The following is a 15,165-nucleotide window of genomic DNA, read 5'->3' as shown; positions in this document are numbered from 1 at the left end:
GCGGGATATGACCCGCTGGCGCGGGTCATATCGAGTGACTTCGCTTTCGCTCCGTCAATTCCCGCGCTAGCGCGGGAATATGAATTCCGCTAGCGGAATTCAAAGGGAATGCAATTCCCGCTAGCGGGAATTGAAGCCGTTCGCGCTAGCGCGAACGGCGGGGCTGGCTGCGAAGGGAGGGTGCATCATCTGCGGGTCCGTGTAGGGCTTGGGATTCCTGGCCACCATCCCCGGCGGGCATCTGACGGACCGTTGGGGGTTCGGGGCCGGCCCCGCGTGGCTCCGGGTTCCGCTTGCGCTCCACCCTACTCTCCCCCTCCGGCCGACTGACCGGATCCTCTACTCGGTCAGAACTCCTTTACTGTAGCGCATGAACCCGCCCCGTGACCCTCTTTCGGTCAAAGTTCACCCCTGCTGGCGAACCTGTCTCATGGCGTGATGCATCATGGCGTGCTGCTGTGTAAGACTTGGGTTACTTCCCCACCACCTCCTCGGCGTCGGGCCGTCGCTCCGGCGCTTCCCTCCCGAATCGCGTTCTGGAACTCCACGGACAGGAGAAATAGGAATGGGTCTGAAACTGCGCGATCACCAGATTGAGGCCGTGAGTGCCATTGTGCGGGGTCTCGATGTTCCGCCCGGTGGTATTCCGGTGAACGGTCTGCGTGGTCAGGTGCACGCGGCCTGCGGAACGGGCAAGACCATTATCGGGGCTGCTGCCGCAAAGCGGATCGCTCCTCATGGGCGCATTCTCGTTCTGGTGCCGACGCTGGACCTTCTGACGCAGACCGTGCGGGCGTGGCGGGAGGCGGGGCACACGGCGCCGGCGGTGGCGGTGTGCTCGCTCCAGGACGACCCGGAGTTGTGGAACCTGGGGGTGCGGGCCACGACGAACCCGGTGCGGCTGTCGATGCGGTACGGGACCGGGCCGGTGCTGATCTTCGGGACGTACGCCTCCCTGGGAGCCCTCGCGGAGGCGTTCGAAGGGGCTTACGGTCAGCAGCTCGCCCCGGTGGACCTGGCGGTGGTCGATGAGGCGCACCGTACGTCGGGGTCGATGGGGAAGGCGTGGGCGGCTGTTCATGACCAGGGGGTGATTCCGGCGTACCGGCGGCTGTATCTGACGGCTACTCCGCGGATCTGGCAGGAGCGGCCGGCGCACTGGGAGGTGGCGGAGGGGGTGCGGGACCCGCTGCCGAAGGAACTGGCGGCCTCGATGGACGACGAGGCCGTGTTCGGGCCGGTGCTCTACAAGCTGTCGCTGGCGTCGGCGGTGTCGCGGGGGTTGCTGGCTCGGTATCAGATCATCGTGCTGGAGCTCCAGGACCCGGTGGTGACGCCGGAGCGGCTGATGGGTGAGGACCGGCGGTCGGAGGAGGTGCGGGGGCAGCGTCTGGGGGCGCTCCAGGCCGCTCTGTTGCACGCGATGGAGCGGCACGACCTGTCGACGTGCATCACCTTCCACCATCGGACGATGGAGGCGTCCGCGTTCGCGGAGGGCCTTGGGAAGGTGGCGGGCCGCCTGCACGCGGAGCGGCCGGAGCGGTACCCGGCGCAGGTGTGGGCGGACTGGCTGTGCGGGGAGCACGCGGCGGAGCGGCGGCGGGAGCTGCTGGGGGAGTTCGGGTCGACGGCGCACCGTGCGGTGCTGTCGAACTGCCGGGTGCTGGGTGAGGGGGTGGACGTGCGGGCGGTGGACTCGGTGGCGCTGCTGGACCCGAAGGGGGCGCCGCACGACATCGTGCAGGCGATCGGGCGTGCTCTGCGGCAGAAGCCGAATCAGGGGAAATTGGCGTCGCTCATCGTTCCCATTTTCCTCGCGCCCGGTGAGAAGCCGGAGGACATGTTCACTTCCGGTTCTTATCGTCCTTTGGTTCGGGTGCTTGAGGGATTGCGGGCGCACGACGAGGAGGCGGTGGAACTCCTGGCGGTCCCTCAGGAGCCGCAGAAGGCGATGGTGGAGCCTTCGGTGTATCTCGGTGACGCGCCCGAGGAGGGCGAGGAGGAATCGCGTCTGCTGCTGCGTTTCTCGTCCCAGCGGGATCCGGGGATGGTCGCGGACTGGGTGTCGTTCAACGTGATCGACACCGAGCGGCAGGACTGGGCGCGCGGCTGGTCGAACCTCAAGAGGTTCACGGAGCGTGAGGGGCATGCTCGGGTGCCGTTCGACCACAAGGAGGGTGCCTACCCGCTGGGGTCGTGGGTGGTGGAGCAGCGGCGGGCGTACGGGGCGGGGCAAATGACCGGGGCGCGGGCGCGGCGTCTGGAGGGTCTGGGGCTGGCCTGGACGGCGACGGACGCACGGTTCCAGGAGAACCTGGCGGCGGCGCGGGTGTACATGGCGGACCACTGGACGCTGTGCGCGCCGAGGGAGGCGACGATGCTGGACCGGCCGGTGGGTCAGTGGCTGTCGAACCTGCGGCGGCCCGGCGCGCTGGAGGGCCGGGCGGAGTGGGCGGCGGCGCTGGAGGCGCTGGATCCGGACTGGAACCCGTCGTGGCCGGCGGTATGGCAGCGGCACTACGCCGCGCTGCGGGAGATGTTCGCGGAAGAGAGTGTCCTGGCCTATGTGGAACCCGGGGTGACGGTGCATGGGATGGACATCGGCCGCTGGCTCGCCCGGCAGCGGCGGCCGCAGGTGTGGGCGGCCCTGACGGACGGGCAGCGCGAGCGCCTGGAGGACGTCGGCGTGATCCCGCCGGCCCCGGAGGTCGAGGCCCCGCCCGCCGCCGAGACCGCGGCCGCCGAGGAGGGAGCCGCGGAGGCCGCTGTAGCGCCCCGGGGCGCGTTCGAGCGGGGCGTGGCGGCCCTGACCCAGTACCGGGCCCGCACGGGCACCGTGACCGTCCCCAGGGGACATGTAGAGGCCCTGCCGGGCGGCGTGGAAGTGAAGCTGGGGGTGTGGCTGTCCAACACCAAGACCCGCCGGGCCGGCCTCACCCCCGAACGACGCACCGCGCTCACCGAGCTCGGACTCGAATGGGCGGCCACGGAAGGGGCGGTGCGATGAGCACGGGCGACCAGGAGGCCGCGGAGCAGCGCGTGCAGGACCTCGTGCGGGGGCACGCCCGCGCCAGGGTCTTCGCGGAGGCGGAGGACGTCGTCTCGGCCGTGCTGTCCGACCCGGGGGTGCGGGAGGCACGGAACCGGGTGGAGACGGCAGAGACGGAGATGGGCATGGAGCTGGGCGCCCGCCTCCAGCCGTTCCAGGACCGCGACTAACGTTCGATCACGCCCACCCGCTCCCGAACTGCCAGAATGATCAGCTCTCCACAAGCTTCGAACCAGCGACGGGAGCCGCCATGAGCGCACCGCGTCCACGCCCTGCCCCGCCCAGCAGAGCGTTCCTCATCTCCCGCGCCCTGGCCCGCGAGAACCAGCTCACCGACGCCGAACGCACGGCGCGCAACAGCGTCATGCCGCCCAAGCCCCACACGGGCCCCCCTCGCGAGAGGGTCGCCCCGTTCCGTGCCGTGCTGGAGGAAGCGGGATGGCGGGTCGAGACGGACGTCCACACGGTGCGCGCCCGGCTCGAAGCGTTCCATCCCTCCGGCGCTGTCGTCATGATCACGTCCGATGTCCGAAGCTCCGTGCATGGCAAAATCCGCGCCTACTTCCTGCGCCCGCCGGGCACCGGATGGTGGAGGCGCCTGCGCACCCGTGACGTGGAGCATTTCGCTCAGCACGTCAGCCTGCCGCCCGGAGCCCCCGACCAGCCTCTCGTCGGCGGGCGCAGCAGCAAGTGCCGCTGCGGGAAGATGCAGTATCCGACGGCTGCTCGTGCCGCAGCGGCCCTGGAGGACGTGGCCGTGGTCCGGTCGGCCGAGGAAGAGGGCCGGCCGCCCGAAACCCGGTACTACCGCTGCGAGGCCGACGACCGGGTCTGGCACCTCACCAGCAAAGCCACGGGGTACACCCGCACCACGCCCCTCGCCGACGCGTTCCCCCACCCACGCCCCGAGACCGGCGACGGACCACGGCGAGCCCGGGGTCTGCTGTCCGATGCCTGAGGCGGCGACCCCAGGCTCTGTACGCACTGGTGTCTGAGCCGGGAGCATCGCACTGGTGTCTGTGTAGGCCCTGGGATCTTAGAAGTGCTTCCCCAGCTAGCTACGGGGTGGCCGGGGCTGGTCGGAGAGTTGGGGGAAGCCGGGGTTCCCGGCAGGGGAACGCCGAACCATCTGACTTGGCTGGCGTCCTACTTTGAATCTGATTCCCCCCTGGAAGAGGGTGGGGAGGTTGCCCAGAGAGGCGGGCCAGGAACCCCGAACCATCTGACTTGGCTTCGTGTCCTACTTTGAATTTGCGTCTCCTGCGGAGGTTGGGCGAGGGGGTTACCCGGAGAGGCCGGGTCTGGAACCCCGAACCATCTGACTTGGCTTCATGACGTACTTTGAATTCTGTGGCGTGTCTGGCTCCCTCGGTCCAGGTGGCCAGGCATGATCAGCGCATGAGTGTGGAGTTGCCTGCGGGGCAGTGGGACGAGTTGTGGTTGCCGTTGCGGCCGTATGCGACGAATCGTTTCCAGGAGGGGATCCGTCGGGAGCGCCGGCCGGTGGCGATGACGCGTCGGTACGTGGAGGCGAACCCGTCGGTGGTGAGCAATCTTCTCGTGGTGGATGTGGACCACTCGGATGCGGTGCTGCGGGCGGTGTCGTCGGTGGGGTCGCATCCGCTGCCGAACGCGGTCGTGGAGAACCCGGTGAACGGGCACGCGCATGCGGTGTGGGCGTTGGCGGAGGCGGTGACGCGGACCGAGTACGCGCGGCGCAAGCCGCTCGCCTACGCCGCGGCCGTCACCGAGGGCCTGCGCCGCGCCCTGGACGGGGACGCGGCGTACTCGGGGCTGATGACGAAGAACCCGCTGCACACGGACTGGAGCACCGAGTGGCTCCACGCCGGTCTTCACACGCTCGGCGGGCTTGAGGAGGCGCTGAGCGGCCACATGCCGCCCGCGCGCTGGCGGGAGACCAAGCGGTTCCGCACCAACATCACCGGGCTGGGGCGCAACTGCTCGATCTTCGAGACGGCCCGGACCTGGGCATATCGCGAGGTGCGCCACCACTTCGGCAGCCCCGACACCCTGCACGCCGCGATCCATGCGGAAGTGAATGCCCGGAACGTCGAGTTCGCGGAGCCGCTGCCGGCGGTGGAGGCGCGTGCGATCGCCAACAGCATCCATCGGTGGATCACGACGCGCTCCAGGATGTGGAAGGACGGCGCGGCAGTTTACGAGGCCACCTTCGTCGCCATCCAGTCCGCCCGCGGCAAGAAGGGCGGGAAGGCTTCGGGGGCGGTGCGGACAGCACGCCGGGACGAACGCGCCGCTGCCATGCTCGATTACATGAGGGGGACGTCGTGACGCAGGAGCCCAGGCGGGAGCGTCGAACCGTGACGGCACGCGAGCTCGCGGACCGGTTCGGAGTGTCCCCACGGACGGTGGTGCGCATGGTCGCTGAGGAACGCAAGGCATACGAGGGCCGCTCCCGACAGCGTCGGGATGAGATCGTCGAGCTTCACCGGCAAGGGCTGAAGGGCTACGAGATCGCGCACGAACTGTCCGTCTCCCCCGGACTGGTGTCCATCCGGCTCAAAGAAGCCCGCTCGGCCGGTGTCGACCTCACCCCCTACGCCGCTGCCGGTGAAGGGGGCGAGTAGAACCGAGCGGGGGCTTCCCGCGAGCGACGCCGGCCGGAACGAGCGAGTAGGCGGTAGCACCAGGTGGGGCGGGTCGTTCTGAAGCAGCAGAACCCGCCTCGCAGGCTCACATCCCCTTGGTTCACCTCGTCTACCTGGGGAAATGGGCTGTGAGGTTCATGGGCGGCACGTCTGCGGGCAGGTCCGGGCGCGGAGCGCGGGGACCGGGGAACAGGGGGCGTGGGCCGCCGGGCATCAGTCCGCGGTTGCGCAGGACCTGGGCTCGGGCGCGGCATCGGGTGGTGCAGAACTTCCGGACGTGTCCGGTCGCCACGGGCAGGGGCTGGAGGCAGGTCGGGCAGCAGCCGGGAGCGGCGGCGGGGGCCAGGTGTTCCAGCAGCCGGCGGACGTGGTCGACGTCTTCCTGGGTGGTGAAGTAGGGGGCGTCGGCTTGGCCGTGGCAGCCGGTGAGCAGTTCGCGGAAGACGGCGCGCAGCTCGGTGAGGTCGCGGCGGCAGGCGCCGAGGAGGTCGAGGAACTCTTCGACGGGCCAGGCGGTGAGGATGCCGGTGCGGGTGAGGTAGAGGCCGACGGTGTCGATCCGGTAGGCGTCGGCGGCATCGAGGAGGAGGTAGCCGGTGAGCTGCCAGGCGGTGCGCTGGGACATCTCTTTGAGCGGGTGGCGGGTGCTCTTGAAGTCGAGCAGCAGGCCGTCGACGGCGAGGTCGGCATCGGCTGTGATGCGGGCGCCGGCGAACGTCGGGCCGCCGTGGCAGTCCTCGGGCCGGGTTCGGGCCCGTACGTTCTGAAGGGGGCTGTGGGCTGCCTTGTGGAGCTGGTCGACGACGTCGTCGACCATGTCGGGGTGCGGGAGTTTCAGCAGTCGGGGGAGGGTGAAGCCGTCGGGGTCCTCCAGGGCGGCCTTGGCCAGTGGGGTGAAGGCGAAGCCGATGGAGGTGCGGGCCAGGACCTGGTACCAGGCCGCGGCGATGAGCATGCGGGCCAGGTCCTCCTCCTCGTCCTGGGCGCGGTCGAGGGGTAGGTCGCGGTTGTCGAGGTCGAGGTCCTGGACGGTCTCGGTCAGGCGGGCGGCGAGCTGGTTGCCGACCACGCGCATCCGTAGGCCCTCGCCGTGGCCGCCGAACTGTCCGGTGCGCTCGATGCCGCTGAGGGCGGCGTCGTCGACGGGCGCGGCCGCGGTGAAGGCCAGGCGCAGCCGCTGGTCGATCGCTGTGCCGACGGTGCCGGCCTCGGTGCCGACGCCGGGCGGCGGGAGCAGGACGTGGTCGGTGTGGTGCTGGGCGCGGTAGTTCTGCCGCAGCGGGCCGGGGCCGGCGGACAGTTCGCGGTCCAGGAACCGGCGCAGTGGGGAGTGGGGGCTACGCAGCCCGTCGGTCAGGGACAAGGAGGGATCACCGCCGTTCGTCGGGCGCCGCAGGGGCGCGGGGAACGGTTCGGACGGTAGGGAGCGGGACTGACACGGTGTCACCCGCAGGGGTTAGAAACGAGGAGTCGCAGGCGCGAGATCCACCCGGAAGAGTGGCTGCGTGGCATCTTCAGGCAGGGATGATCGGTCGGACGGCGAGGTACCGCCCGGGTGGCAACGGATGGACACGGCCGTGGCTACGGGATGGAAGAGCAGAGGCTTTGCGGCCGGCGCCCTGTGGTTCACCTGATCATGGGATTCGGGTGTTGAACCTTTGCCCGGTGTGGGCGAAGCCTTGGTGCACCTCACGGTCGTGCCGCTGCCGATCGCCGCTCCGGCCCGGGCAGGCGAGCTGTGGGTCTCGTGCCTCGATGGCGACTGGCGTGGTCTTACGATCCGCGCCATGAGCAGCGAGACAGACACCGTGCAGGTGGACCCGCGGCAGTTGCCGGCCACCAGCTTCACCGCTTCCGATATCGCCAGGATCGAGCTGGTGTTCTCGGCCGCGGAGAACGCACGCCGTCTTCGCCAGTACGCGAAGATGGTGAGCGAGGACCAGGCGCAGGCCGGCGATTACGTACGTCTGGTGCGAACCCTCCGGGCGAGCGACTCGCTGATGGAGAACGCGGTCGTCGCCGAGCGGGTCCGGGGGACGAGCTGGGAGACCATCGCCGAGGCTCTTGCTATGAGCGCAGAGGAAGCCGAGGAGACGTGGGGCGGCGCGGAAGCACGGTGGCGATGTGGAACTCCGGTCACCAGCGTGCACCGGCAGAAGCCCGGCGTCTGCGCTTCAATCGCCGACGAGTACATCACCACCGGTGACTCGGTCATGCTCGGAACTGGCGGGGGCCGGCCGTTGTCCGCTTCGCTGGATGCCGCCGCCCACCTCACCGGCCGCGATGTCGAGGCGGCGGACCGGGCCTTCGCCGGTACCCCCGTGTGCACGCACTGTTCCCGCTGACACCTGAGACACTGACAGGCGCCTCGCCCCCGACAGCTGCAATGCCGGGGGCGAGGCGCCTGTCACGGGGTGGCTATCCGAGCCAGGTGATGGCGAGGACGGACAGGCGGCGCAGCGGACGGTTCACCCAGTAGGTGAGGGAGAGCTGACCGACTGTGGCGTGGCGGACGTCCTCGCCTTCGGGGTCATCGGCGTTGAACTGCCGGAATCCCCAGGGGTCGGCCGCGGCGGCGTCCAGGACGTCCCACACGGTGTCCTCTGCGTGCTCGGGCAGGTCGTCGAGGACCTTGGCGGCCGGGGCGGAGAAGCGGACCGCGTAGGGCTGTCCCGTCACCGGCGCCTGCCGCGGAGCTCCGCCATGTCAATAAAGTTGCTGTCGTCGTATCCGGAGGCGATGAACGTGTCGACCGCCGGGGCGGAGGCGATGAGGCCCTGCCACTCCTGGACGACTTCGTACAGTCCGGCGAGGGAGAACGTGCGCTGGGACTCCTCAAGAGCGGCGGCCCACTGCCGCTCGAAGGCCGGCACCCACTGCGCGGCACGGCGGTCGGCGCGCAGCCGGGCGAGGAGCTCGGCCGGCGCCCCGGGGGCGGGGGCGTACGGCGTGACAGGGGCGTGATCGGGCTGTGCACTCACCGGCACCTCCAGGAGGGACGTCATATCGCCACCGTACGCGGGGCACGGGGACGCGGGGACGGACATTGCGGTGAACCTCCTTCGGTCGGAGTCAGTTGGGGCGGGTGGGGCGCGGCGGGAGACCGCCGGCGACGCGGCACGCGTCGAGGTCGAGGTGGTAGACGGGCACGGTCAGGCGGTCCTGTCCCGGGTCGGGCACGGGCCCGAACCAGGTGTCGCCGGGTCCCTGCGCCGTGATCCGTTCGCCGCAATGGGCGCAGCGGGGTACGGGCGGAAGATCCCAGGACGCTTCGATCGCGGCAAGGTCGTCGGTGCGGCTCACCGGCCGGCCCCGGCCGTGGCGTAGGGGTCGGGCAGCGGGGTGGCGGTCGCCCAGGTGCCGTCGGGGCGCTGGTAGGCCATGGACGCGGTGGCGTGGCAGACGGTCGTGTCGGTGTCTCCGTCGAGCAGGACGCGCAGGTACTGGCCGGCGGTGTCGGTGATCGTGCCCTCGCGCTCTTCGTGGCGGACCCGGACGCCGAGCGCGGCCGTGACGCCCAGGCGCTCGGGCAGGCGGTAGTAGGTGTTGATGTGGTCGAGTTGGCCGGCCTGGCGGCGCCGGGTGAACGCGGCCTCGTCCAGGTCCTCGTCGTAGTCGGTGTAGTCGGGCACGGGGGGTTCTCCCGGGGCGTGGGGCTTCGCCGGTGGCGGAGCCGGATGGTGGGGCGGGGAGCTACGGGGTGATGTGGGGCGGCTGGATGGCGAAGCCGCTGCCGAAGAGCGGCCGGCTGATCTGGTAGCCGAAGGAGCGCAGGACAGTGCCGAGTGCGGTGTTCATCGTGGTGCGGACGGTGTCGTAGCGGGTGACGACGTCCTCCTCGGGGCGGTTGGCTTCCACCATGTCGAGGGCGGCGGCGTCCAGGCGGCGGTGGGTGAGCCAGTCGACCGTGACCTGGTGGTTGTCGTCGAGGTAGACCGCGACGCCGCCCTGGTCCTCGTCGGCTGACGACTGCGGCGGCGCCACGTGGAATCCGGCGCTGGCCAGGTCGAACCGCACCCGGTCAAGCAGGAACTGGGCGGACTCGTGGCCGTTTCCGGGAGTGGTGGGGTGCTTGTCGTCGTAGGGCATGGGCGCGGTCAGGCGAGGCGGGTGAGGTGCAGCGTGTGATGGCTGTGGCCGGGGCGGTGGAGGGTGAGGGTGTCGGCCGTGGTGGAGGTCAGAGCGGAGATGTCGCGGTAGGAGGGGTGGGCCAGGATCGCGGGGGCGACGATGGCGGACAGCGGGCCCGCGGGTGCGGGGCCTGGAAGGTGGTCGGGGAGGTAGCCGTCCAGGTCGGTGTGGAGGGTGAGCGCCCACGTGCCGCCCTGAGCGGTGAAGGTCAGGTCCGGTTCGGGGGTGAGGTGCGTCGGGAACGCGTGGGCGTCGGTGACGTCCGGGTGCGCCAGCAGGGCTTCCGCCAGAGCCATGATTTCCTCGTCGGCTTCCGCGAGCGGGCTCTTGTCCCGATCGGTGTTCCGAGCGTTGAGGATGTCGGAGACGCTGATTTCTGGATATGGGTCTGATTCAGGCACGAAATGGCCTTCCTTTTGAGCCGAGGCTCGATAGTTGTCACCAGGGGAGTTGGATGAGCTGCCGGAAAGAGGCGATCGGAGCATCCTGGTTGTGATAGGCGAGGCATCCGGCCTGTCACACAACCTCGTTCAGCGACCCTGCTGTCACCAGAAGCCGCCCCCACGGACCTGTACGACGCTAGCGTCAGTGCATGATCGTATGGCTCAACGGCACCCACGGTGCAGGCAAGACAACGACCAGTGTGCTCGTGCAGCGGCTGATCCCCGGTTCACGGGTGCTCGACGCCGAGAAGGTCGGCGAGACGCTCATGGACATCACGCCGGGGCTGCCCGCGACGGACAACTTCCAGCACTGGCCGCCGTGGCGGCCCCTCGTAGTTGAGACCGCCCGTCGCGTACTCGATTACACCGGTGGAACCCTGGTGATGCCCATGACCGTCCTGGTCGAGGAGTACTGGCGCGAGATCAGCTCGGGCCTCGCCGAGCACGACATTCCGGTCCGGCACTTCGTGCTCCACGCCGACCAAGACACCCTCCGCGAGCGCATCGCCGGCGACACCGTCCTCGGCCCCGACTCCCCGTTCCGCCTCCGATACCTCGATCCCTACGCCAAGGCGGCCCACACGTGGCTGCACGCCGAGGCCGAGGTCGTCGACACCACGCACCTCACCCCCGCCCAGGCCGCCCAGCACATCGCAGAGGCCATCAAGAGTTGAGATCTTCCAGCGCCGCGCCCTCGCAGGTGACGACAAGAGACCGCCTATGTGACAACTACCGTGCGTCGGCTCACCTTTTAGGTTTGATTTCCGGTGGGTGGTGTGGATTTCAGTACTCGAAATCGATGTAGTCGATCGAGTTGAGTTCCACTTCGTACAGACCTGATGCGCGTCTTCCGCCGTCCTGGAAATAGACCTCTTTGAGTCCGTCGGCGACGATCTGGCGCATCATCTGGTCGGCGGCGCCGGAGCGGCGGGCGTCGAACAGTTGTCGGGCGTAGTAGTTGGGGAGGTGGACGGTGAGTCGGCGGAAGCGGGGTTCGTCGGTGGAGCCGATTGCGGCGCGGTAGCCGATCTGGGCGCGGAGTTCGACGGTGATGCCGCCGCTGTCGGCGGCCTGGCGCTGGCGGCGCTGGCGTACGCCGGGCTGCCAGCGCTGCCGTACGGCGGCGTCGATCTTGGCGGCGACGTCGGCGCGGGGGTGTTTGCGGGCGCCGCGTCGGTAGCGGGTGACGGAGTCGGCGGTGACGCCGATCTCTTCGGCTACGGCTTTGGCGCTGCCGAGTTGTCGCAGGAGGTAGCCGATCTGGCCTTTGAGGGTCTTGGGGGGCTCCTGGGTGAATCCGTCGCGGTCGGCGCGCTCCAGGGCGTCCTCGATCTCTCGCACGGTCACTCTCCTGCGTCGAGGACGGCGTCGTGGCCGTCGCCCTTGATGTGGCGGGCCGGGTTGTAGCCGTGCTCCATCAGGTCGACGGCCCAGGCCATGGGCTGGACGCCTTCGAGCTTGGCCAGGCCCGGGGTGGGGCCGAGGCGGAAGCCGCCCTGGGGCTTGCCGGAGATGGACCGGGGGAGGAGGTCGAGGGGGCTGGCGCCGGGCGAGGGGTAGACGACGCAGTCGGAGAGGACGGCGAGCGGGAACAGGCCCGTCAGCGCGGCCATGTTGCGCATCTTGCGGTGCATGTTCACGCGGGCCTTGCTGATGATGTCGGCGCGGATGTCGGGGCGCCAGGTGGGGCGTTCCAGGGCCGGCCAGCGCTCGCCGTCGCGGTACTCCTTGCCCTGGGGGCGCTCACGGAGCTTGCCGAGTCCGCCCTTGATGGTGGCCTTGATGGCGGCGAGGACGGCGGTGAGCGCGGGATCCGCCTGCTTGTGGTGCTCCATGGCGGCGAGGAACTCGGCGTCCGTCATGTCCCGGGTGACGCCGAGGTCGGCGAGGGTGTCGAGGTAGGCGGTCTTGAGGCGTTCGTGCCAGGGGTCGAGGTAGGCGCCGGTCTCGTGGCGGAGGTACGCCTCGGTGGGGTGGACGTCGTGGCCGAGTTCCTGGGCGTAGGCGAGGGTGTGGGTGCGGTACCAGGCCGGGCCGGTGGGGCGGGTGCCGTCCGGGGTGAACGGGGAGGGCATCCGCAGGTCGGTCTCGATGTGGGAGAGGTCGGCCAGCCAGGACCCGGGGGTCTTCGGGGAGAACTGGGGGGCGTGGACGTGTTCGGGGGCGGACAGGCCCACGGCGAGGCGCGCGGCGGCGGCGAGGAACGCGGCGTTCAGGTCGAGGCCGAGGGCGTAGGGGAGGGCGGTCTCCGGGCCGGTGAGGAGGTCGACGGGCCGCACCCACTGGTACGCCTCTTCGTCCAGGAATCCGCCGTTCCAGCCCTGGGCGACGGGGTGCTCGGTGATGGCCTCCGGCGGGGCGGGGTCCATGGGGTGCTTGCCGAGAGAGCCGGGGTTGTGGCCGGAGACCCAGGCGTTGGTGGACTTGTCGCGGACGGCGCGGGTCGGCGGGCGGAGCGCGGTCATCAGCTCCAGGCCGCAGACGGCGGTGGCGCCGCGCGGGGTGAGGACGCGCTGCGCGTAGGTGCCGAGCGCGCGGGCGATGTCGGCGGGGTCCATGTCCGTAACGCCGGGCCAGGAGCGGTCGTCGAGCGCGTCCCAGGACAGCACGGCGAGCTGGACGCACTGGCGGGTGCCGCCCTGGGGGGTGCGGTAGATGCGGGGCCAGGGGCCGAAGCCGCGGCGGGTGAGCTGCCAGCCGGCCTGCGTGACCTCCTGGACGACGGGGTGGTCCTCGGGCAGGCGCAGGGAGCGGCGCTGCTCGTGGCCTTCCAGGCGCTCGGGAAGGCCCAGCTTCGCGGCGGCGGCGGGGGTGAGGACGACGAGGGGGTCGGAGTCGCGGCCGTTGCGGTGGAGGCGGGGGGCTCCGAGGTGGGAGGCGAAGGCCCACTCCACCAGGTCCACAACGGTGCCGGCGGGGCAGTCCAGGACCCTGCCGCCGATGTCGTACGCGGTGCCGTCGCCGTCGAGGACGACGAGCGGGCCGTTACGGAACCGGGGATCGGTCGAGGCGGCGGGGGCGGCCTTGGGGGCGGCCGGGCGGCGGGACGTCGCGGGCCGCGCGGCCGGGACCGGCTGCGGGGCGGGGGCGGGTGCGGGGGGCGTCGCCACGGCCGGGGCCGGCTCGGGAAGCGTCGGCGCAGGGGCGGCCGGGGCGAAGGCGGCGGGCGCGGCCGGGGCCGGCTGCGGCGCGGGGGCGGGGTAGGCGGGGTACTTGGCGGCCCAGCCGTCGAGGATCCGCTGGTACGCCTCCAGGCGCGGCGGCTTCGGCTCGGTGCGCCCGTTCTCCCAGTTCTTCACGGTCTGCGTGGTCGTCTGGAGCGCGGTCGCGAGGCGGGCCTGGGTGATGCCGGCCGCTTCGCGGAGGCGGGCGCGTTCAGCGGGGGGCGGGAGCTGGGGTTCCTCCGCGAGGAGCGCGTCAGCGGCGGCGAACAGGGCGTCCGCGTCAGGGGTCTTGGGGTTCTGGTTGGTTCCCATGCTCCCGACCATAGCAGCGCTTAACCCTTTCGCTTACCCTTTTCACTTAACCCTTTTGATTGAGTGAAGAGGGCGGGTGCTGACGGTCGGCACGGACGTCCGGGAGCGCGCCCGGCATCCCGGCGGCCTCCACCGCGCACACGGCGGCGCCCCGCCCGGGGGACTTCCCCGGGCGGGGCGCGGAGGGCCACGAAGGGCCTTGTGAGGACGGTGCGGGCCCGCCGCTACGCGGGGGCGTGAGGGAGCGTCAGCGGAGCCGTACGCAGAGCGGCTGACCGAGATCGCGGAACTGAATGCAGATCTTCGTGCCCTTCGGGTACTGGGGCCCGGTCCTGCCGTCGCGGCCCCAGCCGGTCTCCACGAAGGACGTGTCCGCGCCGGGGCGCTTGGCCTTCTTCCAGCCGGTCGCGGCCGTCAGCTTGCCGCCGGGCCGCTGGTACAGCCACCGGGCCTCGTACGTCCTGCGCTGCCCGGTCATCTCCGTCGAGGCGTACACCCAGCCGACGCCGCGCTTCGCCGCCCCCTTCTTGTGCCAGTGCTTGACCACGATGCCCGGCATGCACCGGCCCGGCCCCCGCGCCCCCACGCGGCAGTCGGCCTGCCGGTCGTACGCGTACGACGCTGCGGGGGCCGGGGTGGCACCGATGGCCACCAGGAGCAGAGCGAACGCCGTCGACGCTGCGGTACTGATGAATCGCTTCATGATCAGACAACCGGCCGGCGCCCGTGCGGGGGACGCCCTCGCCGCGCACACCACACCCCCGAGTGAGCCGAGGAGAAGTCGGAGGAGGAGTCGGCGGACGCGCGGGGCCGGCCGGGGCGGGGCCCGGTACGGCTTGCTGCGGGCCGGACGGAGACCGCCCCGCCCAGGGGAGGCCGGATACGGCGGGATGGCCGCCACGGCGGCACAGGGGGCGCAAATGGGCATCTCCGGCCCTGGTGACCGGGACGCGGCGGGGAGAGTATGGAGGAAAGGCAGAGCTTGCCGGGCCGGGGCGAGCACGTCCCGGTCCGCACCCCGCTCGCGGGTCACCCGGGACATGCGGCTTCATTGCCCATTTCGGACAACCGGGTGGCCCGTGTCCTGCCGTCTCCGGCATGAACGCGGTCAGACGGCGTCGGCGTGCCGTGGGCGCCCACCGGATCCTGCTGGGCGGGCTCCCCGAGGTGCCCGCCGGACCCCCAGGTGCCGACCCTTCCGGGCGACCGGCCGGTCAGCTTCGCGATGTCCCGGACCCCGTACAGGGCGTCAGGGTCGATCGCGTGCACGTGGCCGGTCAGGGGATGGCGCCTCATGGGGGAGCCCTCTCTACGGGTGGCTGATGCGGCTGGCCGTGGGAGGGCGGGCCATCCCCGCGCGTGCGGGGAGCAGACAGCGAGGACGCCACCGGTCGACGTCGAGGAGGGGAAACGGCGGGGAGCACCCCCGCGATGCGGGG

Annotated in this window: 17 protein-coding genes; 7 read left to right on the top strand and 10 right to left on the bottom strand. The window is 70.8% G+C overall.

Translation table 11 applies throughout. The features are described from left to right. Positions 1–565 precede the first annotated feature (565 nt). The 5 genes from ACFXMG_RS38400 (at position 566) to ACFXMG_RS38380 (ending at position 5,655) form a co-directional block, all read left to right on the top strand. Entirely contained in the window at positions 566–3,007 is a 2,442-nt protein-coding gene (locus ACFXMG_RS38400; protein ID WP_384339056.1) for a Helicase associated domain protein, read from the top strand. Continuing rightward, entirely contained in the window at positions 3,004–3,219 is a 216-nt protein-coding gene (locus ACFXMG_RS38395; RefSeq protein WP_384339054.1) for a hypothetical protein, read from the top strand. The genes ACFXMG_RS38400 and ACFXMG_RS38395 overlap by 4 nt, the downstream gene beginning before the upstream one ends. Before the next feature lie 80 nt (positions 3,220–3,299). Next, positions 3,300–4,007 carry a hypothetical protein gene (locus ACFXMG_RS38390; RefSeq protein WP_384903506.1) on the top strand — a complete coding sequence of 236 codons (708 nt, stop codon included), beginning with the start codon at positions 3,300–3,302 and terminating at the stop codon, positions 4,005–4,007. A gap of 440 nt (positions 4,008–4,447) precedes the next feature. Continuing rightward, positions 4,448–5,359: a replication initiation protein gene (locus tag ACFXMG_RS38385; RefSeq protein WP_384339050.1), complete on the top strand. Its 912-nt coding sequence runs from the start codon at positions 4,448–4,450 to the stop codon at positions 5,357–5,359. A 29-nt stretch (positions 5,360–5,388) separates the two neighbouring features. Beyond that, on the top strand, positions 5,389–5,655 hold the full coding sequence (locus ACFXMG_RS38380; protein ID WP_384903503.1) for a hypothetical protein: 267 nt from the start codon (positions 5,389–5,391) through the stop codon (positions 5,653–5,655). Between the two features lie 130 nt (positions 5,656–5,785). Here the strand turns inward: ACFXMG_RS38380 and ACFXMG_RS38375 are convergent, their stop codons facing one another. Continuing rightward, positions 5,786–7,039: a hypothetical protein gene (locus tag ACFXMG_RS38375; protein ID WP_384339046.1), complete on the bottom strand. Its 1,254-nt coding sequence runs from the start codon at positions 7,037–7,039 to the stop codon at positions 5,786–5,788. A gap of 304 nt (positions 7,040–7,343) precedes the next feature. On the opposite strand from ACFXMG_RS38375, the gene ACFXMG_RS38370 reads away from it, so the two are divergent. Next, on the top strand, positions 7,344–8,021 hold the full coding sequence (locus ACFXMG_RS38370) for a hypothetical protein (protein WP_384339044.1): 678 nt from the start codon (positions 7,344–7,346) through the stop codon (positions 8,019–8,021). A gap of 73 nt (positions 8,022–8,094) precedes the next feature. Here the strand turns inward: ACFXMG_RS38370 and ACFXMG_RS38365 are convergent, their stop codons facing one another. From ACFXMG_RS38365 to ACFXMG_RS38340, 6 genes are all read right to left on the bottom strand, one after another. Beyond that, entirely contained in the window at positions 8,095–8,355 is a 261-nt protein-coding gene (locus ACFXMG_RS38365; protein ID WP_384339042.1) for a hypothetical protein, read from the bottom strand. Further along, positions 8,352–8,681, bottom strand: coding sequence for a DUF6247 family protein (locus tag ACFXMG_RS38360; protein WP_384339040.1), 330 nt, complete (start codon positions 8,679–8,681; stop codon positions 8,352–8,354). The genes ACFXMG_RS38365 and ACFXMG_RS38360 overlap by 4 nt, the downstream gene beginning before the upstream one ends. Positions 8,682–8,748: 67 nt before the next feature. After that, the gene (locus ACFXMG_RS38355) at positions 8,749–8,979 is read right to left on the bottom strand and encodes a hypothetical protein (RefSeq protein ID WP_384339038.1); all 231 of its coding nucleotides are present in this window, start codon (positions 8,977–8,979) and stop codon (positions 8,749–8,751) included. Continuing rightward, positions 8,976–9,308, bottom strand: a complete 333-nt coding sequence (locus ACFXMG_RS38350; RefSeq protein ID WP_384339036.1) for a hypothetical protein — start codon at positions 9,306–9,308, stop codon at positions 8,976–8,978. The genes ACFXMG_RS38355 and ACFXMG_RS38350 overlap by 4 nt, the downstream gene beginning before the upstream one ends. A gap of 61 nt (positions 9,309–9,369) precedes the next feature. After that, positions 9,370–9,765, bottom strand: a complete 396-nt coding sequence (locus ACFXMG_RS38345; RefSeq protein WP_384339034.1) for a hypothetical protein — start codon at positions 9,763–9,765, stop codon at positions 9,370–9,372. 8 nt (positions 9,766–9,773) lie between these two features. Beyond that, positions 9,774–10,103, bottom strand: a complete 330-nt coding sequence (locus tag ACFXMG_RS38340) for a hypothetical protein (protein WP_384339032.1) — start codon at positions 10,101–10,103, stop codon at positions 9,774–9,776. A gap of 296 nt (positions 10,104–10,399) precedes the next feature. Here ACFXMG_RS38340 and ACFXMG_RS38335 point away from each other — a divergent pair, with 296 nt between their 5' ends. After that, the gene (locus ACFXMG_RS38335) at positions 10,400–10,924 is read left to right on the top strand and encodes an AAA family ATPase (protein WP_384339030.1); all 525 of its coding nucleotides are present in this window, start codon (positions 10,400–10,402) and stop codon (positions 10,922–10,924) included. Positions 10,925–11,033: 109 nt separating this feature from the next. Here ACFXMG_RS38335 and tpg read toward each other — a convergent pair whose 3' ends face one another. From tpg to ACFXMG_RS38320, 3 genes are all read right to left on the bottom strand, one after another. After that, entirely contained in the window at positions 11,034–11,591 is a 558-nt protein-coding gene (gene tpg, locus ACFXMG_RS38330) for a telomere-protecting terminal protein Tpg (protein WP_384339028.1), read from the bottom strand. 2 nt (positions 11,592–11,593) lie between these two features. Further along, entirely contained in the window at positions 11,594–13,726 is a 2,133-nt protein-coding gene (gene tap / locus ACFXMG_RS38325) for a telomere-associated protein Tap (RefSeq protein ID WP_384339026.1), read from the bottom strand. A 247-nt stretch (positions 13,727–13,973) separates the two neighbouring features. Then, on the bottom strand, positions 13,974–14,429 hold the full coding sequence (locus ACFXMG_RS38320; protein ID WP_384339024.1) for a hypothetical protein: 456 nt from the start codon (positions 14,427–14,429) through the stop codon (positions 13,974–13,976). Between the last annotated feature and the right edge of the window lie 736 nt (positions 14,430–15,165).

Source organism: Streptomyces sp. NPDC059201 (assembly GCF_042754585.1).
Lineage (GTDB): Bacteria > Actinomycetota > Actinomycetes > Streptomycetales > Streptomycetaceae > Streptomyces.
This window is presented reverse-complemented; position numbering and strand designations above follow the sequence as displayed.

Coding starts and splice junctions, on each gene's coding strand:
- ACFXMG_RS38400 (WP_384339056.1), top strand. CDS start 566: ATGGGTCTGAAACTGCGCGATCACCAGATTGAGGCCGTGAGTGCCATT.
- ACFXMG_RS38395 (WP_384339054.1), top strand. CDS start 3,004: ATGAGCACGGGCGACCAGGAGGCCGCGGAGCAGCGCGTGCAGGACCTC.
- ACFXMG_RS38390 (WP_384903506.1), top strand. CDS start 3,300: ATGAGCGCACCGCGTCCACGCCCTGCCCCGCCCAGCAGAGCGTTCCTC.
- ACFXMG_RS38385 (WP_384339050.1), top strand. CDS start 4,448: ATGAGTGTGGAGTTGCCTGCGGGGCAGTGGGACGAGTTGTGGTTGCCG.
- ACFXMG_RS38360 (WP_384339040.1), bottom strand. CDS start 8,681: ATGACGTCCCTCCTGGAGGTGCCGGTGAGTGCACAGCCCGATCACGCC.
- ACFXMG_RS38345 (WP_384339034.1), bottom strand. CDS start 9,765: ATGCCCTACGACGACAAGCACCCCACCACTCCCGGAAACGGCCACGAG.
- ACFXMG_RS38340 (WP_384339032.1), bottom strand. CDS start 10,103: ATGGCTCTGGCGGAAGCCCTGCTGGCGCACCCGGACGTCACCGACGCC.
- ACFXMG_RS38335 (WP_384339030.1), top strand. CDS start 10,400: ATGATCGTATGGCTCAACGGCACCCACGGTGCAGGCAAGACAACGACC.
- tap (WP_384339026.1), bottom strand. CDS start 13,726: ATGGGAACCAACCAGAACCCCAAGACCCCTGACGCGGACGCCCTGTTC.
- ACFXMG_RS38320 (WP_384339024.1), bottom strand. CDS start 14,429: ATGAAGCGATTCATCAGTACCGCAGCGTCGACGGCGTTCGCTCTGCTC.